The organism is Tabrizicola caldifontis (assembly GCF_004762095.1).
In the GTDB taxonomy this organism is placed as follows: Bacteria; Pseudomonadota; Alphaproteobacteria; order Rhodobacterales; family Rhodobacteraceae; genus Tabrizicola; species Tabrizicola caldifontis.
Genome location: NZ_SIJH01000007.1, coordinates 13,738 through 29,851 on the forward strand (window position 1 = coordinate 13,738; position 16,114 = coordinate 29,851).

The window sequence follows — 16,114 nt, forward strand, 5'->3', positions numbered from 1 at the left end:
CGAAGCCCCCTTGCGCTGCCCGCCGACCGCCGCCTTAATGGGGCGCGGGTCGGTCTTGCGCCTTCAGACGGGGCAGACAGAAGGACGATCCGATCAAGACACGAAGATCTTCAGGGCTTTCATGGACTTGGCCATGGCGCCCGAATCCGGGGGAATCATGACCGTCCACATCGGCGCCAAGCCGGGCGATATTGCCGAAACCGTTCTGCTGCCAGGCGACCCCTACCGCGCGCGCTGGGCGGCGCAGACCTTCCTGCAGGACGCGGTGCTGGTGAACGAGGTGCGGGGGATGCTGGGCTATACCGGCACCTGGCGCGGGCACAGGGTCACCATTCACGGTTCGGGCATGGGCATGCCTTCGATGTCGATCTACGCCAACGAACTGATCCGCGACTATGGCGCCAGGACGCTGATCCGCGTGGGGTCGGCCGGTGCACTGCCCAAACATGTCAAGGTCCGCGACGTGATCCTGGCGCAGGCCGCCTCGACCGTAGGCTCCCCCTCGCGCACGATCCTGCGCGAGCTGAACTTCGCCCCCTGCGCCGATTTCGGCCTGCTGTCAAAAGCCTATGCCGCAGCCACTGCGATGGGCACGCCTGTCCCCGTCGGCGGCATCTATTCGTCGGACACCTTCTACGACGAACGCCCAGACCTGACCGAGCAGCTTGTTCGTCACGGCTGCCTTGGGGTAGAGATGGAGACTGCCGAACTTTACCTGCTTGCCGCGCGGCATGGTGCCCGCGCGCTGGCCGTCCTTACCGTTTCGGACCACATCGCCACCGGCGAGGCGCTGCCATCGGACCAGCGCGAGACCACCTTCGGCGACATGATCAGGATCGCCCTGGAGGCCGCATTCGCATGACCCGCCTCGTCCCCCGCCCCTGGGTGCCGCAGGCCTGCGAAACCCACATCCAGCGCCTTGCCGCGGCAGCAGCCAGCCCCTCGGCGCAGGTTGCGGCCCGGATCGGGCAACTTATCGACCGAAATCAGGAAATCCACGACCGCGACTGTTTCAACCTGAATCCTGCGACCAACGTGATGAACCCCCGGGCCGAAGCGGCGCTGGCCCGGGGCCTCGGGTCGCGCCCATCGCTGGGTTATCCCGGCGACAAGTATGAAATGGGGCTTGAGGCGATCGAGGAGATCGAGGTCATCGCCGCCGAACTTGCCGCCGAAATCTTTGATGCGGGCCATGCCGAAATCCGCGTCGGCTCTGGCGCGCTGGCCAATCTGTACGGGTTCATGGCTCTGGCGAAACCTGGCGACAGCATCATCGCCCCGCCCGCCAGAATCGGTGGACATGTTACGCACCATGCGGCCGGCTGTGCGGGGCTCTATGGGCTTACGACCCATCCGGCCCCCATAGATGCCGATGGCTATACCATTGATCTTTCTGGCCTTCGCGACCTTGCCCATGCGGTTCGGCCAAAGGTCATAACCCTGGGCGGCAGCCTGAATCTCTTTCCGCATCCGGTGGCCGAAGTTCGCAAGATCGCCGATCAGGTCGGCGCTAAGGTCTTGTTCGACGCTGCCCACCAATGCGGCATCATCGCCGGGCGTGTCTGGGCGAACCCGCTGACCGAAGGCGCACATCTGATGACGATGAGCACCTACAAATCCCTGGGCGGCCCCGCGGGGGGACTGATCGTGACGAACGATACCACCATCGCCGAACGTCTTGACGCTATCGCCTTCCCCGGCCTCACCGCAAATTTCGACGCCGCAAAATCGGCGGCACTGGCGCTGACGCTTCTTGACTGGCGCGACCATGGGGCTGCCTATGCCCGGGCCATGGTGGATCTTGCGCGCGCTCTGGCGCAGGAACTGGTCAACCTTGGTCTGCCAGTCTTTGCCAGCGACAGGGGGGCCACCACCTCGCACCAGTTCGCGGTCGAGGCTGCGGCCTTCGGTGGTGGTCAGGCGGCCTCCAGAAGCCTGCGCAAGGCCGGGTTCCTTGCCTGCGGCATCGGCCTGCCCCTGCCCGAGGTGCCGGGCGACATGAACGGTTTGCGCATCGGCACGCCCGAACTTGTCCGCCGGGGTGTCACCCCAGCGGATGCGCCCGAACTTGCCGCGCTGATCGCCGAGGCCCTGCGGTCCATCGCCCCCGAAACCATCGCCCCCCGGACCCGCGCGCTGCGGGCCCGGTTCCAGGGCCTGCATTACGTGAACGCATGAAGACCCGTCGTCTTGGCCTGAACGGCCCCGAGGTTTCCGCACTTGGCCTCGGCTGCCTGTCCTTCGGTGGCATCTTCGGCCCGACGACCGAGGACGAAAGCCTGCGAACCCTTGATGCCGCCTGGGACCATGGGATCAATTTTCTTGATACGGCAAACGGTTACGGAAAGGGTCTCAGCGAATCGATCATTGGCAAGTGGCTGAGGACGCGTGGCCACCGCCCCCACATCGCCACCAAGGCCGCATTCACCGACGACCCCGCCCGCCGCGTCGACAACCGGCCAGAGCATATGCGCACCGAACTGGAAGGCTCGTTGCGGCGGCTTGGGGTGGATCATGTGACGCTTTTCTACGCCCACCGTCACGACCCGCAGATCCCAGCCGAAGACCTGGCAGGAACCATGCAGCGCTTGCACGAGGAGGGGAAGATTCTGGGCTACGGCCTGTCGGAAATCGGCCCCTATACGCTGGAACGCGCCCATGCGGTTCACCCGGTCATGGCAGTGCAAAGCGAATATTCGCTGTGGACACGCCAGCCCGAACTGGGTCTGATCCAGCGGTGCGCCCAGCTTGGCGTTGCCTTCGTGCCGTTTTCTCCGCTGGCCCGCGGGGTCTTCGGCACACCGATGGCCGATCCGGCAACCTTCCCGCCGGGGGAATTCCGCACCCGCATTCCCCGGTTCTACCCTGAAAACTGGCCGCACAACCTTTCGAAGCTGCAAGCCTTCCACCATATGGCCAGAAGCCGCGGCTTTGACCCCGCGGCGCTGGCCTTGGCATGGATTCTGGATCGCGGCCCGCATCTGATCCCGATCCCGGGCACCCGTACGGCCGAACACCTTAAGGCATGGATCCTTGCGCCCGAAATCGACCTGTCCGATGACGACCGGGCCGAGATCGACCGCATCCTGCCAGTCGGCTGGGCCTGGGGCGACCGCTACGATGACCCGCAGGCGGCGACGGTCGAGCGGTATTCCTGACACCGCGACCACCGAGGAAGGCCGTCAGCGACGACGAGCGGCGCCGTGGCTGCGGTCATAGGGGTTGGCCCCCGGCGGGGCCCATCCGACTGGCGGCGCCTTCGGCCGGAAAACCTGCACCAGCAGCGGATGGCAGGCTGCGGCGTCCGATGAATGTTCGGTCGAACAATCCCCGCCCGGGCAGGCGGAAAGAGCCCCCAGAAGGTCGATTTCTGCCATGAATTCAAGATAGTCGCCCGGACGCACCGGGCTTGCCTTCATGAAATACTGACCCGTGTCGCGGGTGAAGCCGGTGCACATGAAGACATTCAGCACGTCATGCACATGCAGTTCCGCCGCATGCAGCGGCAGACCGGCATGCGCCGCCACGGCGCGGGTCAGATTGGAATGGCAGCAGTGGTGATACTGCTGCCCGCCGGACAGAAGCGCATGGGTATAGGGATCGCATCGGGTGCCAATCACATCATGCACGCTGCCGCCGAAGGCGTCGAAACCATACCAGTCCAGCGTATCCTTGGTGATCGTCGCCATCGGCCGAAGGTAAGGCAGGCAGGACCACATCCTGTCGCCGGTGGACAGATGCGTGCCATGCAGCGCCCGCGTCTTTCCGGAAAAGAACCGCTCGGCCAGGTTGCCCGCCGCGAAAAGGTTCAGATCGCCCACCTGCGGGCCTTCCACGCTGACAATGCGGAAGAAGTGGCCGGCCGACACCTCGAAGCAACGCGCCTCGCGCGGGGGAACCAGCACTTCGTCGATCAGGCTCCAGCCCTCGCGCGCGGCGCGGTAGGCAAAGAGGTCGGGGCGCGGCAGGCCCCCGACCGGATAGCAGATCACGGGGGCAACGGCCTTGCGGGCTTCGGCATCGGCGGGGGCGGGGTGTTCGGGGCGGTCGGGCTTCATGACCGCAGACTTGCCGGGAACCGGCCCCGCCGCAAGCGCCGATTTCTTCGAAGAAATCGGCGCAGAGCCTCCAAGGGCTCCGGTGCGGAGTTTTCGAAAACTTCGCCCCCCTTACCCCCTTGCCCGCAGGCAATCCTTGGGTTCGCGCCCCCGCGCCTCGGCCCCGCAGACCACGCAACGCCAGTAATCAGGCGCCACGCGGCGGTCCTGCCGCCAGCGGCAGTCGCGCGTCAGGGTCGTGGTTCGCCACCGGTGCCAGAGATAGAGATAAACTCCGACCGCCAGGATCAACAGGATCAGCGGCACGTGAGAATCACACCACCCGCTCGACCATCATCTTCTTGATCTCGGCGATCGCCTTGGCCGGGTTCAGCCCCTTCGGGCAGGTCTTGGCGCAATTCATGATCGTGTGGCAGCGATAGAGCTTGAACGGGTCTTCCAGCTGGTCCAGCCGTTCCCCCGTGGCTTCATCGCGGCTGTCGATGATCCAGCGATAGGCATGCAGCAGCGCGGCGGGGCCAAGATAGCGGTCCGAGTTCCACCAGTAGCTCGGGCAGGATGTGCTGCACGAGGCACACATGACGCATTCATAAAGCCCGTCCAGCTTCTTGCGATCCTCGATCGACTGCCGCCATTCCTTGGCCGGGCGGTTGGTCTTCGTCTCCAGCCAGGGCATGATGCTGGCGTGCTGGGCGTAGAAATGCGTGAGGTCCGGGATCAGATCCTTGATGACCGGCATGTGCGGCAGCGGGTAGATCTTCACGTCGCCCTTGATCTCGTCCAGGCCATAGATGCAGGCCAGCGTGTTGATGCCGTCGATGTTCATCGCACAGGAGCCGCAGATCCCTTCGCGGCAGGACCGGCGGAAGGTCAGCGTCGGGTCGATCTCGGTCTTGATCTTGATCAGCGCATCCAGAACCATCGGCCCGCAGCTGTCCATGTCGACGAAATAGGTATCGACTCGCGGGTTTTCGCCGTCATCGGGGTTCCAGCGGTAGATCTGGAACTTGCGCACGTTCTTGCCTTCAGGCTTAGGCCAGGTCTTGCCGGTGCGGATCTTGGAATTCTTGGGCAGGGTGAACTGAACCATGGATCAGCCTTTCAATGGATCGACGGGGCAGCGGCAGCGTCGGCAGCCAGCCCCGGCGGCGGGTCAAGGTCAAGGTCGGCCAGCATGTCCAAGTTCTCGACATGCTGTTTCCGGGAGGTCGGGTTGGCCGTCATCCAGCCGGCCAGATCATTGCTTACGGCTTGGCGATAGGCGGCATCGTCCCAGTGCGGGCGCAGGTCGATGCCCAGCCCGGCAAAGACGTGGAAAAGGATCTCGACGTCGTAAAGCGCAACTTCCAGGTCGGGCCGACTGCCACGCGTTTCGGTCGCACAGCCCAGCCGTCCTGCTAGCACCTGATGGTATGCAAGACGCGTGCAGCGCGGTGCAAGCTGGCAGCGTGCCGTATTACGCAGCGACCGGCGCCGCAGGACATGGATTTCCTGCCGCACCCGACCGATAAGGGTCCGGCCATGCAACGCCGAGCCTTCCGAGAAAACCAGGATGTCGGCGCCTGCGTAGAGCGCAAGTTGGGAACGGATTGGCAAGTTGCCGGGGTCCACGACCGGCACACCCAACCGCGAGAGCAGCCCCGCAAGATAAGCCTCGCCGGCATGTCCGCCACGACCAGACGCCACCATCCCGGCCCGGGTCACGAAAACCAGCCGGTTGGGCACGGGCCGAAGGCCGTTGAGCCGGGCCCTCTCTTCCAGAAGGTCCAGATATTGCGGCGACGTTGGCACCCCGCCCAGCATCTCGCCCTGGGCCGCGACATGAAGTTCCCGTACCAGAACGGGCGAGGTTACCAGATGGACGCGATCTCGCGGCACACCGTGCCAGTCCAGCACATCCCAGACGTGAAGCGGTATGCGGCCAACATCTGAACCAGGTTCGATGGTAAAGAGGAACCGATCCCGGGGCCGATCGCGCACCGATTGCGGCAAGCGGGTCAGATGCTCGGCCACGAGGTGGCCGAACTGGTGGATCAGATACCCACCCCAGACGGCTGGCTCGTCGATCATGGCGGCTTGCACAGGCATGGGCGCCGGGCGGTCCGATGGCCGACCGTCACGACAGTGCCTCGCGCTGACCTGGGCATCGAAGGAATGCCAGATCGGGCCGCCGATCGGCACCGATCGTCGCACCTTGCCGACCGGAACCACAGCCACATCGCGGAACAGCTGCATGGGCGCGAGGCCGGTCATCCCTACCCCTTCCAGCCCGGCATCTGGCCAAGCGGCCGCGACGGCGGTTGGCCGGTCTTCTGCTGGACACAAAGTTCGAATACCGCCGCAGGGTCCCGTCGCAGCAGGAAATCAGACGAGACCTCAAGCTCGATTGCGCCAGCGGTCTTGCCATTCGATCCAACCCCGACGCTTACCTCGCCGCGCGGCTGCTGGGCCAGCCGGGCACGCTCAAGGCACTGCCGCTCCGCCTCGGCCATCGACATCGATCCGCAGGCGGCCAGAAAGGAAAGAACCAGAAAGGCAAGGCGTTTCATGTGGCTACCTGATCGGAGGCACGCCATTGGCGGCGAAGCAGGATTGCGCAGCAGGCCGCAGCGCCAGATTGCGGATGTTCTCCTTGGTCTGTGTTCCGGCCTCGACGCCGATATCGCGGGCCAGTGCGCGGATCTCGGGCATGGTCGCGGCATCAAGGATGCACTCTGTCGCCGCCTGCGCCGGACCAGCCGGCATGTCACGGTTCACCACCGCAAAGACCACGTCGCCCGCGGCACGGCGCATCGTCCGGTCGGCCATCTCGGCCGGGTCGCAGGCGGCCAGCGCCAGAACGACAAGGGCAAGGGCAGGTCTGAGGGTCATCAAAAGCCTCCGATCACAAGGCCCTGCGCCGCCCGAAGCTGGCCGCCTGACAGGGCCCGGACAAGACATTGCGCCGCCTCGGGCCGTTGTGCCACAGTCCTGACCGTGGGCCAGGCGCGGTTGGCGACTTCCTGCGCGGACCCCGCCCCGGCCGCCTGTGCCAGCGCCAGCAACTCGGACGTCGATGCATTATCTATCACACAGTCGGAATAGGGCTTGACCGGCACACCGGGCAGATAGCGCTCCGCCGCCGTGTCGACCGCGGACCTCGCCAGGCTGCGCGTCGTCTCCTGCATCACGGCTTCGCCCGCCACGCAGGCGGGCAGGGCCATGAACAGAAGAAGCGAAGTGGCGCGCATCAGAATTTCCGCTCTGCCGGGGCGATCTTCTTCAGCGGGATGCCACCCTCGGCCTCTGAGGTCAGCGGTTCGGTGTGCACCGGGCGGTAGTCGAGGCTGACCTTCGCGCCATCGACCCAGGCCAGCGAGTGCTTGCGCCAGTTCACGTCGTCGCGATGCGGGTAATCCTCGTGCGCATGCGCGCCGCGGCTTTCGGTGCGGGCGTGCGCGGCATAGATCGTGGCCAGCGCGTTCGGCATCAGGTTCGTCAGCTCCAGCGTCTCCATCAGGTCGCTGTTCCAGATCAGCGACCGGTCGGTGACGTGCAGATCATCAAGCTTGGCCGCGATGGCGGTCATTTTCCTTTCGCCCTCGGCCAGGGTCGCCTCGGCGCGGAAGACAGCGGCATCGGCCTGCATGGTCTTCTGCATCTCCAACCGCAACTGGGCGGTGGGCACGTTACCCTTGGCATGGCGCAGGGCATCGAACCGGGCCAGCGCCTTGTCCACCGCGGCCTTGTTGGTGGCGGGCACCGCGGCGGCCCGATCCACCACCTGCCCGGCGCGGATCGCCGCGGCCCGGCCGAAGACCACCAGGTCGATCAGGCTGTTCGACCCCAGCCGGTTCGCACCGTGCACAGAGGCACAGCCAGCCTCGCCCACCGCCATCAGGCCGGGAAAGACGGCATCTGGGTCGTCCTTCGTCGGGTTCAGCACCTCGCCCCAGTAGTTCGTGGGGATACCACCCATGTTGTAGTGCACCGTGGGCAGCACCGGGATCGGATCCTTGTGCAGATCGACGCCAGCGAAGATGCGGGCGCTTTCGGTGATGCCGGGCAATCGTGCCTCCAGCGTCTCGCGGGGAAGATGGTTGAGATGCAGGTGGATATGGTCGCCGTTCGGTCCGCAGCCGCGGCCTTCGCGGATTTCCAGCGTCATGCAGCGGCTGACATAATCGCGCGGCGCCAGATCCTTGTAGTGTGGCGCATAGCGTTCCATGAAACGCTCGCCGTTGGCGTTGGTCAGATACCCCCCCTCGCCCCGCGCGCCTTCGGTGATGAGACAGCCCGAGCCGTAGATGCCGGTCGGATGGAACTGCACGAACTCCATGTCCTGCAGGGGCAGACCAGCGCGGGCCACCATGCCGCCGCCGTCGCCTGTGCAGGTATGGGCCGAGGTCGCGCTGAAATAAGCCCGGCCATAGCCGCCCGTCGCAAGCACCACCATCTTGGCGTTGAAGACATGGATCGTGCCGTCATCCAGTTTCCAGGCGACCACACCGGTGCAGGCGCCATCGGTGATGATCAGGTCCAGCGCGAAATATTCGATGTAGAATTCGGCGTTGTTCTTCAGGCTTTGACCGTAAAGCGTATGCAGGATCGCGTGCCCCGTGCGGTCCGCCGCCGCACAGGTGCGCTGCACCGGGGGGCCTTCGCCGAATTCGGTCGTGTGGCCGCCGAAGGGGCGCTGGTAGATCTTGCCCTCTTCGGTGCGGCTGAAGGGCACACCGTAATGCTCAAGCTCGTAAACGGCCTTGGGCGCCTCGCGCGCCAGGTATTCCATCGCGTCGGTATCGCCCAGCCAGTCCGACCCCTTGACGGTGTCGTACATGTGCCATTGCCAGTTGTCGGGCCCCATGTTGCCAAGGCTGGCGGCGATGCCGCCCTGTGCGGCCACCGTGTGGCTGCGGGTCGGGAAGACCTTGGTCACGCAGGCCGTGCGCAGGCCCTGTTCGGCCATGCCAAGCGTCGCGCGCAGGCCCGCGCCGCCGGCACCCACGACCACCACGTCGTAATCATGCGTCTCGTAAGGGTAGGCAGTCATATCGATTCCTTCACAGCGCGATGCGGGCCAGGGCGAACAGGCCGGTGGCCGCGATGACCCAGGCCAGCGAGACGACGAAGATGATCAGCATCCTGCGTGCCGTGCCCCGGGCGTAATCCTCGATCATCGTGGTCGCTCCCATCGCGAAATGGCGCATCCCCACGATCAGAACCAGCGCGGTCACGATCGCCGGGAAGGGGCGAGCGAAGGTCTCCAGCACCTCGGCCCGTGTGCCGCCCAGCGCGCTGCCGAAGATGTAAAGCCAGACCGGCACAAGAAAAGCCAGGCCCACGGCCGAAACGGTCATCGACCAGTGATGTTCCGTGCCGGCATGGGCGGCACCCTTGCCCTCGGCGCGCTTGCGGGGGGTCAGATAGCGCATGGCGTCCCTCACCGAACCAGAAAAATTGTGATCACAGTCAGCACGGCCGAACCGATGATACAGGCCCAGCCCAGCTTTTCCGCCGTCGGGATGTCCAGCCCCTTGCCCGCGTCATAGTAAAGGTGCCGCAGGCCGGCCAGATAGTGATACCACACCGCCCACAGCGACCCGGTGAAGATCAGATCCCCGAACCAGCTGGTCGCAACCGCATTCGCCAGCGCAAAATAATCGTCCGAGGTCGCCGCGGCCAGAAGCCACCAGACCCCCAGCACGATCCCGGCGATCAGGGCATGGCCCGTGATCCGCGTCAGGATCGAGGTCAGCATCGGCACCTGCCAGCGATAGATCTGCAAATGCGGCGAAAGGGGGCGTTCTGCACGCCGGGCGTCTGCCATGGGTCTGGTCCTCACCTCTGGCGGCGCGGGCAGCGATCCGGCCCCGCGCTCGGCTAACGTTCGTTGCCTTGAATAGCGCGGATTTCGCCCGTGTCACGCGCGAGAATGCCGCAGACGCAGGATGTTTCCGCTATCCGGGCAGATTTCTTGGCTTCGTGATCACGGGCAGAAAATCCGTGATCACGAATTTCCGATGGAAATCGTTCAGCGTGACAGCAGGGTCGAATCCCAGGTCAGGGCCAGGCCGAAATGGCTGTCGGCATAGTCGGACCCATCGTAGTAGCGGAAGTCGACTGCCGTCGTCCGCCCAAGTGAATAGGTCATGCCCAGATCCCATTCGCGCTCGCTGCCTGCGTCCTCGACCTGAAAGATGCCGAACTGGCCCGATACTTCGAGGGCATCGGTTGCCGACCAGGCCGCCCCCAGATAGGCGCTGTTCAGATCCGATTGCGGATCATGCGCCAGGTCCAGCTTTCCGGTCACCGGACCAAGAGGCATGCCAAGGCCAAGCGTATATTCCCCGCAGCATTCGCCCCCGTCGTTCGGGTAGTAATAGCGGGTATAGCCGACATCGTAGGTCAGCCCGCCCGCTGTCTCGTTTCGGTAGCCGAGGTAAAGGTCGACTTCATCCAGCAGGTCGTCGCTGGCCACCTGCCCCCAGATGCCGACATAGAACCCGACGGCCTCGCCCTCGATATAGCCCGAGAAATAGGCGTTGGAACTTCCGCCCTCTTCCTTGTGCTTGTATTCCAGCTTGGCCCCGCCCAGAAGCTCGAACCCCTGCGCCCCGGCCATTCCTGCCGAAAAGGCCAACACTGCCACGCCTGCGATCATGCGCATGCCACTGCCTCCGTTGTTGTTATTCGTGTCATTGTGGCACAACCGGGCGCCGGGCTGAACCCCCGGATCGCCAGATATTGCGGTTCTTGGCCGGAAACCTGCCACCTATCGCGGCAGCAGCGCCCAGTAGTCAAGGTCCAGCAGTACCTCGGGCAGATATTTCCCGTCCGCCCCCCGCAGCCTTCCGGCTGCGCCGCGTGTTGCCACCAGCCGAAGCCGCAATGCCCCGATACCGGGCACACCGGTCTCGGCGCCGTCAAGCACTTCGGACCAGGCCCGCACCGTGTCGCCAGCGAAACAGGGGTTCACATGCGCACCCGCGTTCAGGGCCACGATGAACTGGGCATTCGCCAGGCCGTTGAACGACAGCGCACGCGCCAGGCTGATGACATGGCCGCCATAGATCAGGCGCCGGCCGTCCTCGCGCTGCGTCACGTCGAAATGGACCTTGGCGGTGTTCTGCCAAAGCCGCGTGGCCAGCATGTGTTCGGCCTCCTCGACCGTGACGGCATCGACATGGTCGATCACCTCGCCTACCGCATAGTCGCTCCACCGGTGCGGTTCGCCCGCCAGTTCGAAGTCGTAGCGGCTGAAATCCAGACCCTCGGGCACCACCAGAGACTGCGGCGCCACCACGGGCGCCAGCTCCGGCACATGCACCGGCACCTCGACCTCGCGTCGCCGCTTCCTGACCAGCACCCAGCGGACATATTCCAGCACCACCTCGTCGCGCTGGTTCAGCCCGCGCGTGCGGACCCAGACCACACCGGTCGCCCCGGACGAGGTTTCCTTAAGCCCGATCACTTCGCTTTCCGCCCGCAGCGTGTCGCCCGGCCAGACCGGCTGCAGCCAGCGCCCCTCGGCGTAGCCCAGGTTCGCCACCGCGTTAAGGCTGATGTCGGGCACCGTCTTGCCGAAGACCGTATGGAAGGCGATCAGATCGTCCAGCGGGCTGGCCCGCAAGCCCACCGACCGCGCGAACTCATCCGACGAATACACCGCGCCCCGCGCCGGATAAAGCGCGTGGTAAAGCGCCCTTTCCCCGCCACCCAGGGTGCGCGGAACGGCATGCCGGATCACCTCGCCCAAGGCGTAGTCCTCGAAAAAACGGCCAGGATCCGTCTTCATAGCTCGCCCAGCTTCAGATCGGGGTGATAGTCGCCCGCCACCTCCTTCACCACCGCCTGCCCGCAACGCATCACGCCGTTGGCCGCATCAAAGGCATAGCTGGGCGAGCCGTGCAGCGCCCAGCCCTTGTTCAGCGCCGCCGTCACCTTGTGACAGAACTCCGACGTGTCGTCCGCACTCAGGAACCGATAGAGCTTCATCGCCTCACCAATTTGCAGCAATCCGAACGGAATTGCCTTCCTTTCTGCCCAAACATCCCACGGGGGTGCGAGGGTGTGAAACCCCCGCCTCGCCCTCAGCCGAAGGGCCAGACGCCCAGCCAGTTGTGGACCCAGCCGATTGCCCCCAGCACCACCACCGCCCCGACGACCGCGCCGATTTCCCTGCCCACCGGAGCGGGCGCCGGGGGCGCCGGCCGCGGCTCGGCCCGATTGATCACGATCACCTCGACCACCGCCCAGGCCAGGATGCCCCCGAACAGGATCACGCTGGCAAGATCCCCGTTCACCAGCAGGTGCGCCACAGCCCAGACCTTGACCGCCGTCAGCTGCGGATGCCGGATCACGCGCGTGATCCGCGTCTTCATGCCGGATGCGGCATAGAGATAGACCGCGAACAGCATCAGCAGATTGTTCACATGCGTCAGGAACACGGGCGGATACCAAAGGTCGATCTGTTCCACGCCGCGATAGCCGATGACCATCAGCACCAGACCTGCCAGCACGCCCAGCGCAACCACACCCCGGCCCGCGTCGCCCATCGCCGCCCGCTGCGCCGGGGCCAGGCGCCTGAACAGATGCGCGGCCCACCACAGCGCCAGTCCCAGAACGATCAAGGTCATCACGGTCCTCCGAACGGTTTCGGTGCCACCTTGGCCCTAAACCGCCAGCGCCGCAATCGCCTCGGCCTTCTCGGTCAGCGCCTTCGCGGTGGCCACATGCAGGTTCTCGACGATCCGGCCATCAACCACGGCCACGCCCTCGCCCTTCGCACGCGCCTCGGCATAGGCCTCGATCTGGCGGCGTGCCAGCGCCACCTCCTCCTCCGAGGGCGCAAAGACCGCGTTCGCGATTTCCAGCTGGGCCGGGTGAATCAGCGTCTTGCCGTCGAAGCCCATGTCGCGGCCCTGCTCGCATTCCGCGCGCAGGCCCGCCTCGTCCCGGAAGGCGTTGAACACACCATCGACGATCAGCTTGCTCTCTGCCCGCGCGGCCAGAACGCATGTCCCCAGCGCCGCCATCAGCGGCAAGCGGTCCGCGCGATGCCGCGCACCCAGCTCTCTGGCCAGATCGTTCGTGCCCATCACCATCCCCTCAAGCCGGGGATGGGCGGCGATGGCGGCAGCGTTCAGGCAGCCACGCGCCGTCTCAAGCATCGCCCATAGCGGCTTTGCCACCCGTGTCCCGACGGCGTCCAGGTCTTCCGGCCCGTTCACCTTGGGCACCAGCACCGCATCCGCGCCGGGATGGCCGGCAAAGGCCAGCATGTCCGCTGCGCCCCACGGCGTCTCCAGCCCGTTCACGCGCACGATCCGCAGCCGCCCGCCGAAATCGGCCCGGTGCAGCTCGTCAGACAGCAGCGCCCGCGCACGCACCTTTTCTTCGGGGGCGACGGCATCTTCCAGATCGAAGATGATCGCATCGGCCGGCAGCTCACGCGCCTTTTCCAGCGCTCGTTCCTTCGAGGCCGGGATGTAGAGGACAGACCGACAGGGACGCATGACGACTCACCTCCGCGCAAGATTCTTGCGCTTGAAAGCACGGATCGGACAGAAACGGCAAGCGCATTTTTGCCGCAGCGCAGCAAGAGCACCGCATCAACTGGGTCGAGGCCCTTGCTGGCAGCCTTTTCCCACGTCCGGCCCGCCACAGGCCAGTTCCATGAGGCAGCTCGCGTTTGCCCTGTCGCTTGGCTTCGCCGGGATCATCCTCGCCACCCGGCTTGCCTTTTCCAACCCGAACTGGGGCGGCCCTGACGGGTGATCGCGTGTCTGGTCGGACGCCACGGCCAAGCCCGCCACGCGATCGTTGCGCCCCCGCTTGCGCGAGGCCCGGGTCAGGCCAGCTTGCTCACGCCGTCCCAGATCAGCTTGACCGAGATCATGAGAAGCGCCCAGGTCACCAGCCGGAAGAACAGACGTTCCGGCATCAGCCGCACCAGCCTTACCCCGGCAAATACGGCGACGACCGAAGGCAGGGCCAACACTGCCGCAATCTTCAGGTTGCCGATGTTCAGCTGTCCCAGCGCGTAATACGGCAGCAGCTTCACCGCATTGATCACCGCGAAGGCAATCGTCGTCGTCCCGGCAAAGACCGCCTTCGAAAGGCCGAGCGGCAGGGTATAGACCTGCCAGGGCGGCGCGCCCGCGTGGCTGACGAAACTGGTGAATCCCGCCAGCGCGCCCCAGAACAAGCCCGGCACCACCTCTGCCCGGCGCGGCTCTGCCACCGCTGGGCGGCGGGCAAGGATGTTCAGCGCGAAGGCAAAGCCGATCAGCCCGACCAGGAATGTGACCGCTGCCTCGGGAACCAGACTGGCCGTGGCCCAGCCAATGCCGATTCCCGCCACGGCACCCGGAAGGACGATGGCCAGCACCCGCCGGTCGTAATGCCGCCGGTAGGCCCACAACCCGAAGACATCCGACACGACATAGACCGGCAGCAGCAGCCCCGCCGCCGCCACCGGGTTGATGACCAGCGCCAGGACAGGCACCCCCAGCATCCCGACCACCGGGACGCCGCCTTTGCTCATCCCGACCAGCGCCGCAGCGATCAGCGCTGCCGCCCAGAACCAAAGATCGTGCATCGCGCCCTCCGCCATGGGTTACCGCTAACGCCCTTTCGGGACAGCCGAAAGCGGCATTTTCTCGCATACAATTGTATACCGATTGCCCTGCAAGGCTGGACAGAACCCCGATAAGCGGCTACCCACAGCCCCGATTCACCCCATCAGGAGGCTCTCATGGCCAGACCCAAGATCGCCCTCATCGGCGCCGGTCAGATCGGCGGCACGCTTGCGCATCTCATCGCGCTCAAGGAACTGGGCGATGTCGTCCTGTTCGACATCGCCGAGGGCACGCCGCAAGGCAAGGCGCTGGACATAGCCCAATCGGGCCCGGTGGAAGGGTTCGATGCGGCGCTGAAGGGCACCAACGACTATGCTGACATCGCGGGCGCCGATGTCTGCATCGTCACCGCCGGCGTGCCCCGCAAGCCGGGGATGAGCCGCGACGATCTTCTGGGCATCAACCTCAAGGTGATGAAATCGGTGGGCGAGGGCATCAAGGCTCATGCGCCTAACGCCTTCGTGATCTGCATCACCAACCCGCTCGACGCCATGGTCTGGGCGCTGCGCGAATTCTCGGGCCTGCCACACAACAAGGTGGTCGGCATGGCAGGCGTGCTTGACTCGGCGCGCTTCCGGCATTTCCTGGCGGTGGAGTTCAACGTCTCGATGAAGGACGTCACCGCCTTCGTCCTTGGCGGACACGGCGACACGATGGTGCCTTCGGTGCGCTATTCCACCGTAGGCGGCATCCCGCTGCCCGACCTGGTGGCCATGGGCTGGACCACGCAGGAGAAGCTTGAAGCCATCGTCCAGCGCACCCGCGACGGCGGGGCCGAGATCGTGGGCCTGCTGAAGACAGGTTCGGCCTTCTACGCCCCGGCCGCGTCCGCCGTGGAAATGGCCGAAGCCTATCTGAAGGACCAGAAGCGCCTTCTGCCCTGTGCTGCCCATGTCAATGGCGCCTATGGCCTTGATGGCCTCTATGTCGGCGTTCCCGTGATCATCGGCGCGGGCGGGGTGGAGCGTGTGGTCGAAGTGAAGCTCGACGCCACGGAGAAGGCCATGTTCGAAAAGTCGGTCGATGCGGTGAAGGGCCTCGTGGCTGCCTGCAAGGGGATCGACGCGACTCTGGGCTGAGCGGCCCCTGATCTGAAGCGCTTCCCCGAACACCCCCGGACCCGTTTCCGGGGGTGTTTGCCTGTGATGCCACCGCCCGGCTTGCCGAACCGGCGCCGCCTGAGGACCGCGACCCGACCGGCCGTCCCTCGGCTGGCCTGCCCGCACCGCCCGGCAGCCCGGCCCTGCCCCATGTCGCCACCAGTCCGGCCGCGGCACCGTCCTTTACTCTTGTACCTTTCCCCAAATACTCCCGCCGCAGGCAGCGCGGCTTTTCCAGCGGGCATGCACTGCTCGAAATGCACCGGGCACCGCCCGGTCAGGGTGTCGGGGATATTCTGCCGCGAACGGCCAAACGTTTGAAATCATGAACGAG

At 65.5% G+C, this 16,114-nt stretch carries 20 protein-coding genes; 4 read left to right on the top strand and 16 right to left on the bottom strand.

Annotation, left to right across the window (positions count from 1 at the left end; genetic code table 11):
- The first annotated feature begins 157 nt into the window (after positions 1–157).
- From deoD to EYB42_RS07070, 3 genes are read left to right on the top strand one after another with little or no spacing between them, the layout of a single operon-like run.
- Positions 158–862: a purine-nucleoside phosphorylase gene (deoD, locus tag EYB42_RS07060; RefSeq protein WP_135449410.1), complete on the top strand. Its 705-nt coding sequence runs from the start codon at positions 158–160 to the stop codon at positions 860–862.
- Entirely contained in the window at positions 859–2,178 is a 1,320-nt protein-coding gene (locus tag EYB42_RS07065) for a serine hydroxymethyltransferase (protein WP_135449172.1), read from the top strand. Before deoD ends, EYB42_RS07065 begins: the two co-directional genes overlap by 4 nt.
- Positions 2,175–3,158, top strand: a complete 984-nt coding sequence (locus EYB42_RS07070) for an aldo/keto reductase (RefSeq protein ID WP_135449173.1) — start codon at positions 2,175–2,177, stop codon at positions 3,156–3,158. Before EYB42_RS07065 ends, EYB42_RS07070 begins: the two co-directional genes overlap by 4 nt.
- 24 nt (positions 3,159–3,182) lie before the next feature.
- On the opposite strand, the gene EYB42_RS07075 is transcribed toward EYB42_RS07070, so the two are convergent.
- The 16 genes from EYB42_RS07075 to EYB42_RS07150 all read right to left on the bottom strand — a co-directional run bounded on the left by EYB42_RS07075 (position 3,183) and on the right by EYB42_RS07150 (position 14,640).
- Positions 3,183–4,058: an urea carboxylase-associated family protein gene (locus tag EYB42_RS07075; RefSeq protein ID WP_135449174.1), complete on the bottom strand. Its 876-nt coding sequence runs from the start codon at positions 4,056–4,058 to the stop codon at positions 3,183–3,185.
- A gap of 111 nt (positions 4,059–4,169) precedes the next feature.
- On the bottom strand, positions 4,170–4,364 hold the full coding sequence (locus EYB42_RS07080; RefSeq protein WP_135449175.1) for a hypothetical protein: 195 nt from the start codon (positions 4,362–4,364) through the stop codon (positions 4,170–4,172).
- 7 nt (positions 4,365–4,371) lie between these two features.
- A complete protein-coding gene (locus tag EYB42_RS07085; RefSeq protein WP_135449176.1) occupies positions 4,372–5,148 on the bottom strand; it encodes a succinate dehydrogenase iron-sulfur subunit in 777 nt (258 codons plus the stop codon).
- An 11-nt stretch (positions 5,149–5,159) separates the two neighbouring features.
- Positions 5,160–6,311 carry a glycosyltransferase 61 family protein gene (locus EYB42_RS07090; RefSeq protein WP_135449177.1) on the bottom strand — a complete coding sequence of 384 codons (1,152 nt, stop codon included), beginning with the start codon at positions 6,309–6,311 and terminating at the stop codon, positions 5,160–5,162.
- 2 nt (positions 6,312–6,313) lie between these two features.
- Complete coding sequence (locus EYB42_RS07095; RefSeq protein ID WP_135449178.1) at positions 6,314–6,607, bottom strand: hypothetical protein; 294 nt, start codon at positions 6,605–6,607, stop codon at positions 6,314–6,316.
- A 4-nt stretch (positions 6,608–6,611) separates the two neighbouring features.
- On the bottom strand, positions 6,612–6,929 hold the full coding sequence (locus tag EYB42_RS07100; protein ID WP_135449179.1) for a hypothetical protein: 318 nt from the start codon (positions 6,927–6,929) through the stop codon (positions 6,612–6,614).
- The gene (locus tag EYB42_RS07105) at positions 6,929–7,288 is read right to left on the bottom strand and encodes a hypothetical protein (protein ID WP_135449180.1); all 360 of its coding nucleotides are present in this window, start codon (positions 7,286–7,288) and stop codon (positions 6,929–6,931) included. The genes EYB42_RS07100 and EYB42_RS07105 overlap by 1 nt, the downstream gene beginning before the upstream one ends.
- Positions 7,288–9,090, bottom strand: coding sequence for a succinate dehydrogenase flavoprotein subunit (gene sdhA / locus EYB42_RS07110; RefSeq protein ID WP_135449181.1), 1,803 nt, complete (start codon positions 9,088–9,090; stop codon positions 7,288–7,290). Before sdhA ends, EYB42_RS07105 begins: the two co-directional genes overlap by 1 nt.
- A 10-nt stretch (positions 9,091–9,100) precedes the next feature.
- Positions 9,101–9,472: a succinate dehydrogenase, hydrophobic membrane anchor protein gene (sdhD, locus tag EYB42_RS07115; protein ID WP_135449182.1), complete on the bottom strand. Its 372-nt coding sequence runs from the start codon at positions 9,470–9,472 to the stop codon at positions 9,101–9,103.
- A gap of 8 nt (positions 9,473–9,480) precedes the next feature.
- The gene (gene sdhC, locus EYB42_RS07120) at positions 9,481–9,867 is read right to left on the bottom strand and encodes a succinate dehydrogenase, cytochrome b556 subunit (protein ID WP_135449183.1); all 387 of its coding nucleotides are present in this window, start codon (positions 9,865–9,867) and stop codon (positions 9,481–9,483) included.
- A gap of 204 nt (positions 9,868–10,071) precedes the next feature.
- A complete protein-coding gene (locus EYB42_RS07125) occupies positions 10,072–10,707 on the bottom strand; it encodes a TorF family putative porin (protein WP_135449184.1) in 636 nt (211 codons plus the stop codon).
- 105 nt (positions 10,708–10,812) lie between these two features.
- Positions 10,813–11,835 (bottom strand): MaoC family dehydratase, encoded by a 1,023-nt coding sequence (locus EYB42_RS07130; protein ID WP_135449185.1) that lies wholly within the window; start codon positions 11,833–11,835, stop codon positions 10,813–10,815.
- Complete coding sequence (locus EYB42_RS07135; RefSeq protein WP_135449186.1) at positions 11,832–12,035, bottom strand: DUF1737 domain-containing protein; 204 nt, start codon at positions 12,033–12,035, stop codon at positions 11,832–11,834. Before EYB42_RS07135 ends, EYB42_RS07130 begins: the two co-directional genes overlap by 4 nt.
- A gap of 95 nt (positions 12,036–12,130) precedes the next feature.
- The gene (locus EYB42_RS07140; RefSeq protein ID WP_135449187.1) at positions 12,131–12,676 is read right to left on the bottom strand and encodes an NnrU family protein; all 546 of its coding nucleotides are present in this window, start codon (positions 12,674–12,676) and stop codon (positions 12,131–12,133) included.
- Between the two features lie 36 nt (positions 12,677–12,712).
- Positions 12,713–13,555 carry an HpcH/HpaI aldolase/citrate lyase family protein gene (locus EYB42_RS07145; protein ID WP_135449188.1) on the bottom strand — a complete coding sequence of 281 codons (843 nt, stop codon included), beginning with the start codon at positions 13,553–13,555 and terminating at the stop codon, positions 12,713–12,715.
- Positions 13,556–13,890: 335 nt separating this feature from the next.
- The gene (locus EYB42_RS07150; RefSeq protein WP_135449189.1) at positions 13,891–14,640 is read right to left on the bottom strand and encodes a sulfite exporter TauE/SafE family protein; all 750 of its coding nucleotides are present in this window, start codon (positions 14,638–14,640) and stop codon (positions 13,891–13,893) included.
- Positions 14,641–14,796: 156 nt separating this feature from the next.
- Here EYB42_RS07150 and mdh point away from each other — a divergent pair, with 156 nt between their 5' ends.
- Positions 14,797–15,759 carry a malate dehydrogenase gene (mdh, locus tag EYB42_RS07155; RefSeq protein WP_135449190.1) on the top strand — a complete coding sequence of 321 codons (963 nt, stop codon included), beginning with the start codon at positions 14,797–14,799 and terminating at the stop codon, positions 15,757–15,759.
- The last annotated feature ends 355 nt before the right edge of the window (positions 15,760–16,114 follow it).

What these genes read in the sequence shown, in the direction of transcription:
- EYB42_RS07135 (WP_135449186.1), bottom strand. Translation starts at nt 12,035, where the DNA reads ATGAAGCTCTATCGGTTCCTGAGTGCGGACGACACGTCGGAGTTCTGT.
- sdhC (WP_135449183.1), bottom strand. Translation starts at nt 9,867, where the DNA reads ATGGCAGACGCCCGGCGTGCAGAACGCCCCCTTTCGCCGCATTTGCAG.
- EYB42_RS07100 (WP_135449179.1), bottom strand. Translation starts at nt 6,929, where the DNA reads ATGACCCTCAGACCTGCCCTTGCCCTTGTCGTTCTGGCGCTGGCCGCC.
- EYB42_RS07145 (WP_135449188.1), bottom strand. Translation starts at nt 13,555, where the DNA reads ATGCGTCCCTGTCGGTCTGTCCTCTACATCCCGGCCTCGAAGGAACGA.
- EYB42_RS07130 (WP_135449185.1), bottom strand. Translation starts at nt 11,835, where the DNA reads ATGAAGACGGATCCTGGCCGTTTTTTCGAGGACTACGCCTTGGGCGAG.
- EYB42_RS07150 (WP_135449189.1), bottom strand. Translation starts at nt 14,640, where the DNA reads ATGCACGATCTTTGGTTCTGGGCGGCAGCGCTGATCGCTGCGGCGCTG.
- EYB42_RS07065 (WP_135449172.1), top strand. Translation starts at nt 859, where the DNA reads ATGACCCGCCTCGTCCCCCGCCCCTGGGTGCCGCAGGCCTGCGAAACC.
- EYB42_RS07125 (WP_135449184.1), bottom strand. Translation starts at nt 10,707, where the DNA reads ATGCGCATGATCGCAGGCGTGGCAGTGTTGGCCTTTTCGGCAGGAATG.
- sdhD (WP_135449182.1), bottom strand. Translation starts at nt 9,472, where the DNA reads ATGCGCTATCTGACCCCCCGCAAGCGCGCCGAGGGCAAGGGTGCCGCC.
- EYB42_RS07140 (WP_135449187.1), bottom strand. Translation starts at nt 12,676, where the DNA reads ATGACCTTGATCGTTCTGGGACTGGCGCTGTGGTGGGCCGCGCATCTG.
- EYB42_RS07085 (WP_135449176.1), bottom strand. Translation starts at nt 5,148, where the DNA reads ATGGTTCAGTTCACCCTGCCCAAGAATTCCAAGATCCGCACCGGCAAG.
- EYB42_RS07070 (WP_135449173.1), top strand. Translation starts at nt 2,175, where the DNA reads ATGAAGACCCGTCGTCTTGGCCTGAACGGCCCCGAGGTTTCCGCACTT.
- sdhA (WP_135449181.1), bottom strand. Translation starts at nt 9,090, where the DNA reads ATGACTGCCTACCCTTACGAGACGCATGATTACGACGTGGTGGTCGTG.
- EYB42_RS07095 (WP_135449178.1), bottom strand. Translation starts at nt 6,607, where the DNA reads ATGAAACGCCTTGCCTTTCTGGTTCTTTCCTTTCTGGCCGCCTGCGGA.
- EYB42_RS07105 (WP_135449180.1), bottom strand. Translation starts at nt 7,288, where the DNA reads ATGCGCGCCACTTCGCTTCTTCTGTTCATGGCCCTGCCCGCCTGCGTG.
- mdh (WP_135449190.1), top strand. Translation starts at nt 14,797, where the DNA reads ATGGCCAGACCCAAGATCGCCCTCATCGGCGCCGGTCAGATCGGCGGC.
- EYB42_RS07090 (WP_135449177.1), bottom strand. Translation starts at nt 6,311, where the DNA reads ATGACCGGCCTCGCGCCCATGCAGCTGTTCCGCGATGTGGCTGTGGTT.
- deoD (WP_135449410.1), top strand. Translation starts at nt 158, where the DNA reads ATGACCGTCCACATCGGCGCCAAGCCGGGCGATATTGCCGAAACCGTT.
- EYB42_RS07075 (WP_135449174.1), bottom strand. Translation starts at nt 4,058, where the DNA reads ATGAAGCCCGACCGCCCCGAACACCCCGCCCCCGCCGATGCCGAAGCC.